This window comes from Candidatus Nitrotoga sp. 1052 (assembly GCF_927312905.1).
In the GTDB taxonomy this organism is placed as follows: Bacteria; Pseudomonadota; Gammaproteobacteria; order Burkholderiales; family Gallionellaceae; genus Nitrotoga.
This window is the reverse complement of sequence record NZ_CAKMHQ010000037.1, coordinates 23,831-36,567: the sequence shown is the minus strand read 5'-3', so window position 1 is coordinate 36,567 and position 12,737 is coordinate 23,831. Positions and strand designations below refer to the sequence as shown.

Annotated in this window: 11 protein-coding genes and 1 riboswitch; of the genes, 8 read left to right on the top strand and 3 right to left on the bottom strand. The window is 50.9% G+C overall.

What is annotated here, in order from left to right:
* Positions 1-48: 48 nt before the first annotated feature.
* Positions 49-552, bottom strand: coding sequence for a peptide deformylase (def, locus tag MJ768_RS08330; protein WP_239290284.1), 504 nt, complete (start codon positions 550-552; stop codon positions 49-51).
* Between the two features lie 125 nt (positions 553-677).
* Between def and MJ768_RS08325 the strand changes: the two genes are divergently transcribed.
* The 4 genes from MJ768_RS08325 (at position 678) to topA (ending at position 5,996) form a co-directional block, all read left to right on the top strand.
* Positions 678-1,718, top strand: coding sequence for a LysM peptidoglycan-binding domain-containing protein (locus MJ768_RS08325; RefSeq protein ID WP_239290282.1), 1,041 nt, complete (start codon positions 678-680; stop codon positions 1,716-1,718).
* 11 nt (positions 1,719-1,729) lie between these two features.
* Positions 1,730-2,797: a DNA-processing protein DprA gene (dprA, locus tag MJ768_RS08320; protein WP_239290272.1), complete on the top strand. Its 1,068-nt coding sequence runs from the start codon at positions 1,730-1,732 to the stop codon at positions 2,795-2,797.
* Between the two features lie 137 nt (positions 2,798-2,934).
* A complete protein-coding gene (locus MJ768_RS08315) occupies positions 2,935-3,390 on the top strand; it encodes a DUF494 family protein (protein ID WP_239290259.1) in 456 nt (151 codons plus the stop codon).
* Between the two features lie 26 nt (positions 3,391-3,416).
* Positions 3,417-5,996, top strand: a complete 2,580-nt coding sequence (gene topA, locus MJ768_RS08310) for a type I DNA topoisomerase (protein ID WP_239290257.1) — start codon at positions 3,417-3,419, stop codon at positions 5,994-5,996.
* 102 nt (positions 5,997-6,098) lie between these two features.
* On the opposite strand, the gene MJ768_RS08305 is transcribed toward topA, so the two are convergent.
* Both MJ768_RS08305 and MJ768_RS08300 read right to left on the bottom strand, forming a co-directional pair.
* A complete protein-coding gene (locus MJ768_RS08305; RefSeq protein WP_239290255.1) occupies positions 6,099-6,578 on the bottom strand; it encodes a DUF4124 domain-containing protein in 480 nt (159 codons plus the stop codon).
* A gap of 150 nt (positions 6,579-6,728) precedes the next feature.
* Positions 6,729-7,880 (bottom strand): class I SAM-dependent methyltransferase, encoded by a 1,152-nt coding sequence (locus MJ768_RS08300; RefSeq protein WP_239290253.1) that lies wholly within the window; start codon positions 7,878-7,880, stop codon positions 6,729-6,731.
* A 55-nt stretch (positions 7,881-7,935) separates the two neighbouring features.
* Here MJ768_RS08300 and MJ768_RS08295 point away from each other — a divergent pair, with 55 nt between their 5' ends.
* The 4 genes from MJ768_RS08295 (at position 7,936) to thiC (ending at position 12,666) form a co-directional block, all read left to right on the top strand.
* Positions 7,936-8,676, top strand: a complete 741-nt coding sequence (locus MJ768_RS08295) for a pteridine reductase (RefSeq protein WP_239290251.1) — start codon at positions 7,936-7,938, stop codon at positions 8,674-8,676.
* A 9-nt stretch (positions 8,677-8,685) separates the two neighbouring features.
* Positions 8,686-9,534, top strand: a complete 849-nt coding sequence (gene ttcA / locus MJ768_RS08290) for a tRNA 2-thiocytidine(32) synthetase TtcA (RefSeq protein WP_239290249.1) — start codon at positions 8,686-8,688, stop codon at positions 9,532-9,534.
* A 68-nt stretch (positions 9,535-9,602) separates the two neighbouring features.
* Positions 9,603-10,535: a chitosanase gene (locus MJ768_RS08285; protein ID WP_239290247.1), complete on the top strand. Its 933-nt coding sequence runs from the start codon at positions 9,603-9,605 to the stop codon at positions 10,533-10,535.
* An 85-nt stretch (positions 10,536-10,620) separates the two neighbouring features.
* Positions 10,621-10,721: riboswitch (TPP riboswitch) on the top strand.
* 31 nt (positions 10,722-10,752) lie between these two features.
* Positions 10,753-12,666 (top strand): phosphomethylpyrimidine synthase ThiC, encoded by a 1,914-nt coding sequence (gene thiC, locus MJ768_RS08280; RefSeq protein ID WP_239290245.1) that lies wholly within the window; start codon positions 10,753-10,755, stop codon positions 12,664-12,666.
* Positions 12,667-12,737: the final 71 nt, after the last annotated feature.

Here is a 12,737-nt window from a genome sequence, read left to right as displayed (position 1 = left end):
AAACAAGCTACAACGCAGTAGCTTGAGAAAAGCACATTTTTGAGGTGCCTACATTGTTTCACGGCGATGCTTCTTAAGCTTGGCTCGGAGACGGGACTGTTTGAGCGGCGAAAGATATTCAACAAACACCTTGCCCTTAAGATGATCCATCTCATGTTGAATACAGATCGCCAGCAACCCGTCCGCTTCAAGCGTGAAAGATTCACCTTGCGTATTTAGTGCGCGCACGGTGACATGTTCGGCGCGGCGTATTTTTTCATATACCCCGGGAACCGACAAACAGCCCTCCTCGCACATGCTTTCACCACTACTGGCAATAATTTCCGGATTAACGAACACCAACAACTGATCCTGGGTCTCAGAAATGTCTATCACAATGATCTGTTGATGTACATTCACCTGAGTCGCGGCCAGACCCACTCCCGGCGCAGAGTACATTGTTTCGGCCATATCAGAGACAAGCTTGCGGGTGGCAGCAGTTACCGCATGCACTGGTACTGCTACGGTATGTAACCGCTCATCCGGATATTGCAAAATTTGTAGAATTGCCATAAATGCTTGCTAATTTAAATAACTAGGGGCAGAATTTAAAACGTATTGCACGAACATTGTGCAATACTTGTTGTTCTCAGCCTGGCTTCTAAAAAAACTGGGTTTCCACGCAAAATGGAGTTTCCATGCAAAAGATCATTATATCGCTGATTTGCTGTTTATTGCCCACCTTCGCCTTCGCTGATACGGTTAAAATTCACCACAATGCACCGGATAGTCACATTGTGGTGAAAGGGGATACGCTGTGGGACATCTCCGCCAAGTTTTTCGAGGATCCATGGAAATGGCCACAAATTTGGGGTTTGAATAAAGATACCATTAAAGATCCGCACTGGATTTATCCCGGTGACGTGGTCCATTTGGATCGTGCAAGCGGTACGCTGCACGTAGGTAAGATTAAAAAGATCGAAGAAACAGCCGAAGCAGGCAAATCTGACAGTGTGAAACTTTCTCCACGGGTACACGTGCAAAGCAGTGAACACAACGCAATCCCCAGTATTTCAGCTAGTGCCATCGAACCTTTCCTCAGCAGACCGCTCATAATTGAGAAAAATGGGCTATCTAACGCACCAACTATAGTTGGCACCCAAGAGAAACGCGTCCTTCTGGCCACCGGAGATATTGCATACGCTAAAGGCCTATCCAAAGACCAGGGGTTGCTGTGGCAAATTTACCAGCCGGGCAAAACACTGCTTGACCCGGATAGCAAGGAAGTATTGGGGTATGAGGCAGTTTACTTGGGTGATGCAGAGGTCGAAAAATTCGCCGATATCAGCACGCTTAAGATCATCAAGGCGCTTAAGGAAATTAACAAAGGGGATCGACTTATCCAAGCTTCCGGTGAGTTTGCCGGAAGCTATGTACCCCGCGTCCCGGACAGCCAGATTGCAGCACGCGTGATCTCTATTTATGCTGGCGTTTCTCAAGCGGGTCAACATTCCATCGTAACCCTCAACAAGGGGCTTCGTGATGGCCTTGAAAATGGTCATGTATTGGCGCTATATCGCAAGGGAGATGTGGTAAAGGAAAAAGGGGAAACCCTCACTCTGCCGGATGTGCGCTACGGTCTGTTATTTGTATTCCGCACTTTTGACAAAGTAGCCTACGCTCTGGTGATGCGAACCCGACTGCCAGTGCAATTGTTGGATAGCGCGCTGACGCCCTGACTCCCCAACCTATGGACGCTGAGCTTGCGTCATGGCTTGCCCTGAACCAGATACCGGGTTTAGGCAATGAAGGTTTGCGCCGTCTGCTACAAGCTTTCGGTACTCCCACCCAAGTCTTCGCCACACCAGCGCATACTCTTCAGCAAGTAGTCCAGCCAGTCATTGCTGCAACCATCACACAAGGCTGGAACGAAGAAACGCTAGCGCCCATTGCCAGTTGGTTGGCTGAACCGCACAACCATATTGTCACACTGGCAGACCCTGACTATCCGCAGGTTCTGCTTAACATTTCCGATCCACCACTACTGCTGTATGTAAAAGGACGGCTCGAATTGCTTAACCACCCGGCGCTCGCCGTCGTTGGCAGCCGTAATGCCACCCCACAAGGGTTAAGCAATGCGGAGGCTTTTGCGCAGGCAGCGAGCGCTGCTGGGCTGTGCATTGTCAGTGGCATGGCGCATGGCATAGATGCCGCAGCACATCGCGGAGGGTTGCGCGAGTATGGTTCCAGCATAGGCATAGTTGGCACTGGGCTGGACAAAGTTTACCCTGCCGCCAACCGCCAACTGGCGCACCGATTGGCACAGGAAGGCGCATTGGTTTCCGAGTTTTCATTAGGAACTCCGCCACTAGCGGCAAATTTTCCGCGCCGCAATCGCATCATCAGCGGCCTTAGCTTAGGGTGTCTGGTGGTCGAAGCCTCTCTGCAAAGCGGCTCACTGATTACCGCCCGTATGGCATTGGAACAAGGGCGTGACGTTTTCGCCATTCCCGGTTCCATCCACGCCCCACAGACAAAAGGATGTCATCATTTGATCAAGCAGGGCGCTAAACTGGTAGAGTGCGCGCAAGACATTCTAGAGGAGCTGGGACGTTTCTCCGCCAGCAAGACCCTGCAATCTTCCGTGCTTGAAGAACACCCTTTATTAATGCATTTAGGTTTCGATCCGGTAGATATGGACAGCTTGAGCCAGCGCAGTGGCTTGACGATTGGGGCGCTATCCGCCATCCTGTTGCAACTGGAGCTGGATGGTAACATCGCAACTTTACCAGGCGGGCTTTACCAACGTATAAATTAAAATTGTAATTGTTCAGGTCTGGTGGAACAACATCTTCCCCAGGAAAATAAAAAACTATAACTATTCATAATCCCTTACTCTTGGTCTAATTACGCCTAGTTTAATAATTACCTACAATCATTTTTTATCGGGGCATTATGTTTGACATTTTAATGTTTTTATTTGAAAGTTATTTTCATGCTGGCCGCTATCCCAATTCCGACAAGCTATCCCGCAAGTTATCCGCCGCCGGATTCGAAGATGAGGACATTCATCTGGCGCTGACTTGGTTGTCTGGCCTGGAGCAGTTAAACAAAGCAAACTATCCGTCCACCATTAATGATAGCAGTGGACGCTTTTATGCCGACTTGGAAATCAAGCGCATTAGCTTTGAAGTACGTTGTTTCCTGACATTTTGGGAACAAAATAAGATAATTACACCCGTGGAGCGGGAAATGATCCTCGACCGCGCAGTCGCTTTGAACCGTGAAAATTTGCCACTGGAAAAAATCAAGCTCATCGTTCTCATGGTGTTGTGGAATCAACGTCAAGACTTGGACCCTTTAATAGTCGAAGATCTGCTTACTCCGGCCGATTCCAGTCGCTTACATTAAACATTAAAATTTAAAAAAATACTACCATGGCGAGCAATCTACTAATCGTTGAATCCCCGGCCAAAGCCGTCACCCTGAAAAAATATCTGGGTAAAGATTTTGAGATACTGGCGACCTATGGACATGTGCGCGACCTAATACCCAAATCGGGAGCGATCGATACTGAACATGATTTCGCCATGCAATATGAAATTATTGCGCGAAACAGCAAACATGTAGACGCCATCGCCAAAGCCGCCGCTCAGGCAGACCACATCTATCTGGCGCCTGACCCGGATCGTGAAGGGGAAGCTATTGCCTGGCATGTTGCTGAGCTGCTCAAAAGCAAGCGTAATTTGAAAAATAAATCCATGCAACGCGTAGTATTCTACGAAATCACCCAGTCTGCGGTGCGCGAAGCGGTGGCCCATCCGCGTGAAATTTCCATTCCCTTGGTCAATGCGCAACAGGCGCGGCGTGCGCTGGATTACCTGGTGGGTTTCAACCTTTCGCCGCTGCTATGGCGCAAAATTCGCCCCGGTCTTTCTGCCGGACGCGTGCAAAGCCCGGCGCTGAGACTGATCGTAGAACGAGAATTAGAAATCGAGGCATTTCGCTCGCAGGAATATTGGACTGTGCATCTCGACAGCCAGAAGAATAGTCAACCATTTACCGCCAAACTGTTTCAATATCAAGGGAAAAAACTTGAGCAACTGGGTATAGCCAGCGAGACGGAATATCAGAAAATTTTTGACAACATCAGTGCGGCCAAGTTACCGCCGCGTGTGGTGCGTGTGGAGAAGAAAGCCAAGCAGCGCCATGCTGCTGCTCCGTTTACTACTTCCACGCTGCAGCAGGAGGCAGCGCGAAAACTAGGCATGTCCACTGACCGCACTATGCGTATCGCCCAACAGCTTTATGAAGGTATCGACATCGGCGGTCAAACTGTAGGACTGATCAGTTATATGCGTACCGATTCCGTCACGCTGGCACAGGAAGCCCTGCAGGAAATACGTAGTTATATCGCTGCACAATTTGCACCGGACTATTTGCCTAAAACTGCACCGATCTACAAAAGCAAAGCCAAGAATGCGCAGGAGGCTCACGAAGCAATACGGCCGACCTCGATTACTCGCACCCCGGAGAGCATGCGGGAATTTCTCACTATTGATCAAGCGCGGCTCTATGAAATGATCTGGAAGCGTACTCTCGCATGTCAAATGGCCCCCGCGCGTTTCGATACAGTCAGCCTTGATATCCGCCTCGGCGGGGACGACACCCTGTTTCGTGCCAGCGGCCAAACTCTCATATTTCCTGGCTTTATCGCCGTCTATCAAGAAAGCACGGATGACAGCGAAGAAGAAGAAAACAAAAAATTGCCGCCTCTGGAAGAGGGGGAGACCATTCCTCTTGACAAGCTGTATGGTGAGCAGCATTTTACCCAGCCGCCACCGCGATTTTCCGAAGCTAGTTTAGTAAAAACTTTAGAAGAGCATGGCATCGGGCGTCCATCAACTTATGCCAGTATCATTTCCACGCTACAGGCTCGTGAATATGCAATGCTGGACAAAAAACGATTCAAGCCGACCGATGTCGGACGTGTTGTTATCCGTTTCCTCACCGAACATTTTACGCGCTATGTCGATTACGGATTTACTGCGCAAATGGAGGATGAGCTGGATGAGATTTCCGATGGAAAGCGCGACTGGATTCCGGTATTGAACGATTTCTGGCATCCCTTCGCTGCGCTTATACAAGATAAAAAGAACATCGAGCGTAAAGATGTAACACAAGAACTAATCGACGAAGCCTGCCCCAAGTGCGGCAAGCCTTTAGCTACCCGTTTGGGCAAACGCGGTAACTTTATTGGCTGCACAGCCTACCCGGAGTGCGACTACACACGCAACCTCACAGCTGAAGCTGATACCGGGGAAGCGCGCAAGGAACTGGGAAGCGATCCAGTCAGTGGTCTGCCGGTGTTATTGTTGCGCGGCCCTTATGGCTATTACATACAACTCGGTGAAGTAGAGGCAGGTGCCAAAACAAAACCGAAGCGCATTTCCTGGCCGAAGGAATTACCTCCAGACGATGCAGACCTTGCCGCTGCCACAAAGTTGCTGCAACTTCCCAAGGAATTGGGACTCCACCCCGAAAGCGGCAAAAAAATTATCGTCAACATTGGACGCTTCGGCCCTTATGTCGGGCATGATGGGAAATTTAAATCCATTCCTAAGGGCGACAGTGTTTTCACCATACAATTGGAACGCGCAGTAGAACTATTAGCGGAGGCAAGAACTTCCAATACTGTGTTACGGGAACTGGGCGTTCATCCGGATGATCAAAAGCCGGTGGAGGTCTGCAATGGCCGCTATGGACCATACGTAAGACATGGGAAGGTTAACGCCACTCTGCCTAAAGACGTATCCCCGGAAGAAATAACATTGCAAGAAGGTTTGGCGTTGCTGGCAGAACGTGTTGCAAAAGGGCCGTCTCTGAAGAAAGCCGCAGCCAAGAAAAAGCCTGCTACTCCGAAAAAATCCGCTGCTCCAAAAAAACCAGCTGCTCCAAAAAAGTCAGTTACTCCGAAAAAGCCTGCCGCTCCGAAAAAGTCAGCGACCAAGAAGTAAGATGTCCGTTATGCTGAACCAGCACTCCAAAAAATTCTCGGTCTTGCAATCAGAGCCAGAATATGAATTTTTCAGCAAATTTATCCAAAAAGTACACGATAATTACTTGAGTTTGAGCAGTTCAGTCCTAAGCGCTTCGACATTCTTCTCGTGTAGTGTTACCTGCCCCTGCAAGGCTTTTATATTTTCTTCATATTTGGCCGCATTTCGATAGTTATTACCGTCTTTGTCCTTGAGAATTTCCGGTTGTCCTTTTCCATTTATCAGGTTCTGGCGAGCTTCTTCGACCAGCTTCTGTTCTGTTGATAATTCTTCTTCAAGTATCTTGCGACGCAAGTTATCGCGGTTTTTCTGTGTAGCCGAATCTACCTTAAGAGAAGCGGAAGGTGTAACGTTATTGTGTGCACGCGCAGGAGACGGCACGATAGTCAGTGGTCCCAGATCAATTTTTTTGGAGCCTTTTGTAGGTGTACTGGAATAAGTCACATGCCCATCAGCATCGACTTTTTTATATATTTCCGCCTGTGCCCAGCTGATATAACCAGCACACAAAAAAATTAACAGGTAATGTGGCTTCATCATTGTGCCTTACAAGAATTATTTAGATGCAGTATAGATCCAAAGTCAGAGTGTTTGATAAAACATGAGGGCTCCGAAAATTTAAGACGGATCCTTCTCCCGTTGGCTGGTAGCCCGACATCCAGCTGACGTGTCGATCTAATAAAAATATTTTTATAATAACCGTGACTTATCCCCTGACACAAATCCACATAAAGGCAAATTCACTCCCTTGCCCAGAGCAATTATTTTAAACAACTCACCCATCTCAGCAGGGCTAGTCAGCTTTTGCAGTTGTGCAGAAAGTGGAAGGTAGTCGCGAATATTTTCAGAATCGGTCTCTGCCAGTAAGTCAGTAATTCCGCCGTTAATCAGGAAATAGGCTTGCGTTGTATAACCATACAGGTGCAATCCTGCATCAATGGCTGCTTCCGCTACGGCGGTGAAATCTACATGCGCGGTAATGTCCTGCAAGCCGGGCAGGAAAAACGGATCATCATGTGCATGATGACGGTAGTGGCACATGAGAGTGCCTTGTGTGCGCTGCGGATGGTAATACTCGCGCGCGCCAAAACCATAGTCAATGAATAGCAGCACACCTTGATGCAAGCGCTCGCTCAGGCTGCTGACCAAGCCACGTACGGCAAGCGACACGTCACTGAGAGTGTCATCAGGCACCTTGATCTGTTGGGCAATCTCCAGCAACATTGAGCTTGCCGGCAGACGTTCCTGCCATACAAAGTTCTCTCCCTCGCTCGCCACGCCGCGTTCAACAATATTCGCATCAGTCCAACGCACTAGATGCACTGGCAGCGCATCTAGCACTTCGTTGGCGACAAGCACTCCAGAAATGCTGTCTGGCGGCGCATCCAGCCAATACACGCGGTCCATTAAATGGGGCAAGCGCGCTTGCAGCAACGCTTGCTGCCGCTCGCGCAAGTCGGCGCTGACTTCCAGGATGTCATAACGCTCGGGCAGACTATTCTGCCGTTCCAGCTCGCTCAATATATCAACAGCCAGCTTGCCGCTACCCGCGCCGAGTTCGAGAATATGCGGGGTGCTTTGCGCCATAATTTCAACTAATTGTCGCGCCAATGTTCGACCAAATAACGAAGAAATTTCCGGCGCGGTGACAAAATCCCCGGCTGCGCCGAACTTGCGTGCCCCGGCACTGTAATAGCCCATTCCCGGCGCATATAACGCCAACTCCATGAAACGCGAAAATGGGATCCACCCTCCTTGCCGCACGATGTCCTGATGAATCAGATCACGCAGTTGATCGCTGTGCGCCTGAGCTTCGGGGGATGGCAAGGGCAGTGAGGGCATGATTGAGCGATGGGGATGTGTTAAATTACAAGCCGTAAGTTTAGTGGAGAGCACCATGCAAGGTAAAGTGGTATTAGTGACGGGTGGCGCAAAACGCGTGGGTGCAGCGATCTGCCGCAAGCTGCACGCAGCGGGGGCGGACATCGCGCTGCACTACCGTTCTTCTGCGCAGGATGCATTGGCTCTGCAATCCGAGTTGCAAGCCGAGCGTCCCGGCTCTGTGCTGCACATACAGGCCGACCTGCTGGACCCGCAAGCTCTGTTCCGGCTGGTAGAGGAAACCATCAGTCACTTTGGTCGGCTGGACGCGCTGGTTAACAATGCCTCCAGTTTTTTCGCAACGTCACTGGGCGATGTTAACGATCAAAACTGGAACGACCTCATCGGCACCAACCTGAAAGCCCCGCTGCTGCTCGCACAAGCGGCAGAAAAGGAGTTGCGCCACAACCACGGCGCCATTGTCAACATTGTCGACATTCATGCCGAACGGCCAATGCACGGCCATCTCTTGTATAGCATAGCAAAGGGCGGGCTGTCGGCGCTCACGCGCGCGCTGGCGCAGGAAATGGCCCCACAGGTGCGCGTCAATGCTATTGCCCCCGGTGTCATTGTGTGGCCTGAAAGTGCAGAATGGAGCGATGAGGCGCGGCGGAGGCAGATCATCGCACACACCTTGCTCAAGCGTGAAGGTGAGCCCGACGACATTGCCCGTACCGTGAAATTTTTATTAAACGATGCGCCCTACATCACCGGACAAATTATTGCGGTGGATGGCGGACGCAGTATTAACCTTTGAACGAACAATATGAACGCCATTACACAACCCATCCATTTTGAGCATCACTCCAGTAACTTTAACCGCCTGCGCGGACGACTGGAACAGCATGTTGGCCGCGCTATCGGCGACTTCAACATGATCGAGGAAGGCGACACCATAATGGTGTGCATGTCTGGTGGCAAGGATTCTTATACTCTGCTGGAGATTTTGCGTACGCTGCAAAAACGCGCGCCGATTAATTTTCGCCTTATCGCGATGAATCTGGATCAGAAGCAGCCGGGTTTTCCGGAGCATATACTGCCGGACTATTTCAAATCCATTGGCATCGAGTATCGCATTGAAACTCAGGACACCTATTCCATAGTCAAGGAAAAAATTCCAGAAGGCAAAACCACCTGCTCACTCTGCTCGCGTTTACGTCGCGGCATCATCTATCGCGTGGCCGGAGAGTTGGGTGCGAACAAGATCGCATTGGGCCATCACCGCGACGACATGATAGAGACACTGTTTCTGAATATATTTTTCGGCGGCAAACTCAAGGCTATGCCACCAAAGCTGGTTACGGACAAGGGCGACCACGTGGTGATTCGTCCCCTGGCTTATTGCGCCGAGAAAGACATTGCCAGTTTTGCCCGCACCATGAAATACCCCATCATCCCGTGCAATTTGTGCGGCGCACAGGAAAACCTGCAACGCCAGAACATCAAGGAAATGTTGACTGCGTGGGAGCGTCAGTACCCCGGTCGCAGCCAGTCCATTTTCACCGCCATGCAGAACGTTAAACCCTCACACCTGATGGACAGCAAGCTGTTTGACTTCAAGAATATCAATGTGGGAGACATGGTGGATGAAGGGGATGTGGCATTTGATGTGTAAGTTTAGGTGATGTATTCAGTACCGGTAGCGATAGTAGGACTCAACTCAAAAATTGCGGAGTTACGGTTATGTTGACAGCAACCCAAAAGAAAACCGCCGAGGCCCTCGTAAATATCTTCGAGACCGGCGAGGTACTGGGTGATTACGGCCAAGTGACATTGATTGCTGGTGACACAGGACATCTCACCTTCGGCCGGTCGCAGACCACACTGGGCTCAGGTAACCTAAATGAGTTAATGCAGCGCTATTGTGCGAACTCGGGTGCCCGCTTCGGCACCCGTTTAGCATCATATCTGCCGCGTTTTGCGGCACGCGACCTTAAGCTGGATAAGGAATTCAAACTGCATAACCTGCTACGTACCAGTGCTGACGACAACGTTATGCGCGATACGCAGGATACCTTTTTCGACGAGACCTATTGGCAGCCTGCCGCTCATTCTGCGGAGCTCCTAAAGATCACTAGTCCGCTTGGGGTGGCGGTGGTATACGACAGTTTCGTACACGGCTCATGGAAATTAATGCGCAACCGCACCACACAACAGGTCGGCGATATCACCAGCGCCAGCGAGCAGAAATGGATTGCCGCTTACATAGCCATCCGCCGCGCTTGGCTGGCTGAAAATACTCGTGCCGACTTACGCGCCACCGTCTATCGCATGGATACCTTCCAGCGCCTGATTGATCAGGGTTACTGGGGGCTAGAGCTACCGCTGGTTGTACGCGGTCAAGAAATTTCTAGCGTAACGCTTTCAGCCACTCCGCGCGGCTGTTACGATGGCCCGCAGCCTGGGACGCGTTCATTGGCTCTGCAATCGCCTCTGCAACGCGGGCTGGATGTACGCCTTCTCCAGCTTGGACTGTCGGATCGCGGCGTGGACATTAATGCGGATGGAATATTCGGTCAAACCTCACAGCAACTCATTAAAAAATACCAGTCTACTCATGGCCTGCCGATGACCGGTGTCGCCGACGTGGCGTTGATCGCCCAGCTTGTTGCATGAACTGTTAACGACATCCCCACTTACGACCCTTTCGGTATCGGAAATAGTACATGCTTGCTTTCCCATCTCATTTACAGTAATTTGTTTGCTTGCGTAGGGGTCCTCGTCATCAATGCGACGAGGTGAGAGATACCCTTTGAACCTGTACGGATAATGCCGTCGTAGGGAAGCGTCAGTTGTTACTATGATGCTCCTTGCTTTTTTGGAGCAACCCACCATGAATGCCCATCCAAAGTTTTTAAGCCAAGCTGCCCACGTTGACGAAGCGGCAGTGCAGCCTTTACCGAATTCGCGCAAAATTTATGTTGCGGGGTCACGCCCCGACATTCAAGTGCCGATGCGCGAAATTTCGCAATCTGACACGCCAGCAAGTATGACTGCGGAAAAAAATCCGCCGATATATGTGTATGACTGCTCCGGCCCCTACACCGACCCGGCCGCCAATATAGACATCCGTTCCGGTCTGCCGACACCACGCACGCCGTGGATTGTTGAGCGTAGCGACACCGATGAATTATCCGGCCCGACGTCGCAATATGGCACCGCACGTCTGAATGATCCCGAGCTGGCCGAATTACGTTTCAACCTGCGCCGCAAACCTCGCCGCGCGAAAGTGGGCGCTAACGTTACACAAATGCACTACGCTCGCTTGGGCATCATCACGCCGGAGATGGAATTTGTCGCAATCCGCGAAAATATGCGTCGCAAAGAGTATCTCGAAGAATTAAAGGCCTCCGGCCCGCTGGGAAATAAATTGGCCCATTTAATGGGCCGCCAGCATCCCGGCCAGTCTTTCGGTGCCAGCATTCCGGCCGAAATTACGCCCGAGTTCGTACGCGATGAAATTGCCCGTGGTCGCGCCATTATCCCCGCCAATATTAATCATCCCGAAGTCGAGCCGATGATTATCGGCCGCAATTTCCTGGTAAAAATAAACGCCAATATCGGCAACTCGGCCGTCACTTCCAGCATCGGCGAAGAAGTTGAAAAGCTGACTTGGGCGATTCGCTGGGGTGCCGACAACGTGATGGATCTCTCCACCGGCAAGCATATCCACGAGACGCGTGAATGGATCATTCGCAATTCACCGGTGCCGATCGGCACGGTGCCAATTTACCAGGCACTGGAGAAAGTCAACGGCAAAGCCGAAGATCTTACTTGGGAGATCTACCGCGACACGCTGATTGAGCAAGCCGAACAGGGCGTCGATTACTTTACGATTCATGCCGGAGTGTTGTTGCGCTACGTTCCATTAACGGCCAACCGCATGACTGGCATCGTATCGCGCGGCGGTTCAATCATGGCAAAATGGTGTTTGGCCCATCATAAAGAATCGTTCCTGTATGAACATTTCGAAGACATCTGCGAGATCATGAAGGCTTATGACGTCAGCTTCAGTCTCGGCGATGGCCTGCGTCCCGGCTCGATCTTTGATGCCAATGACGAAGCGCAACTGGGCGAATTGAAAACGCTCGGTGAACTAACCCAAATTGCGTGGAAACATGATGTACAAGTGATGATTGAAGGCCCCGGTCATGTGCCCATGCACCTGATCAAAGAGAACATGGAGCTGCAACTGGAACAATGCCATGAAGCGCCGTTCTACACACTGGGGCCGCTCACTACCGACATTGCGCCGGGCTACGACCACATTACCTCCGGTATCGGAGCAGCAATGATCGGCTGGTACGGCACTGCAATGCTGTGCTACGTGACACCCAAGGAACACCTCGGCTTGCCGAATAAAGCTGATGTCAAAGAAGGCGTCATCACCTATAAGCTCGCAGCGCATGCCGCCGATCTCGCCAAGGGCCATCCCGGCGCACAGATTCGCGATAACGCGCTGTCCAAGGCACGCTTTGAATTCCGCTGGGAAGATCAGTTCAATCTTGGCCTTGACCCCGACAAGGCACGCGAATTTCATGACGAAACGCTACCCAAGGATTCCGCCAAGGTCGCGCACTTCTGCTCCATGTGCGGGCCTCATTTTTGTTCGATGAAAATTTCGCAGGAAGTACGAGACTATGCCGCCAGTCAAGGCGTAGACGAACAAACTGCTCTGCAAAAAGGAATGGAACAAAAAGCGGTGGAATTCGTGAAGCAGGGGACGAATATTTATAGCAAGGCATAGTTATGTGTCGCATTTGAAACATCTGCTGAAAATACTGGTCGCTTGCCGTCAGTAGCAGAGGCACATGGTTC

Bases quoted from the DNA above. Each gene is read 5' to 3' on its own strand.
- dprA (WP_239290272.1), top strand. From the start codon at position 1,730: ATGGACGCTGAGCTTGCGTCATGGCTTGCCCTGAACCAGATACCGGGT.
- MJ768_RS08305 (WP_239290255.1), bottom strand. From the start codon at position 6,578: ATGATGAAGCCACATTACCTGTTAATTTTTTTGTGTGCTGGTTATATC.
- topA (WP_239290257.1), top strand. From the start codon at position 3,417: ATGGCGAGCAATCTACTAATCGTTGAATCCCCGGCCAAAGCCGTCACC.
- MJ768_RS08295 (WP_239290251.1), top strand. From the start codon at position 7,936: ATGCAAGGTAAAGTGGTATTAGTGACGGGTGGCGCAAAACGCGTGGGT.
- MJ768_RS08325 (WP_239290282.1), top strand. From the start codon at position 678: ATGCAAAAGATCATTATATCGCTGATTTGCTGTTTATTGCCCACCTTC.
- MJ768_RS08315 (WP_239290259.1), top strand. From the start codon at position 2,935: ATGTTTGACATTTTAATGTTTTTATTTGAAAGTTATTTTCATGCTGGC.
- thiC (WP_239290245.1), top strand. From the start codon at position 10,753: ATGAATGCCCATCCAAAGTTTTTAAGCCAAGCTGCCCACGTTGACGAA.
- MJ768_RS08285 (WP_239290247.1), top strand. From the start codon at position 9,603: ATGTTGACAGCAACCCAAAAGAAAACCGCCGAGGCCCTCGTAAATATC.
- MJ768_RS08300 (WP_239290253.1), bottom strand. From the start codon at position 7,880: ATGCCCTCACTGCCCTTGCCATCCCCCGAAGCTCAGGCGCACAGCGAT.
- ttcA (WP_239290249.1), top strand. From the start codon at position 8,686: ATGAACGCCATTACACAACCCATCCATTTTGAGCATCACTCCAGTAAC.
- def (WP_239290284.1), bottom strand. From the start codon at position 552: ATGGCAATTCTACAAATTTTGCAATATCCGGATGAGCGGTTACATACC.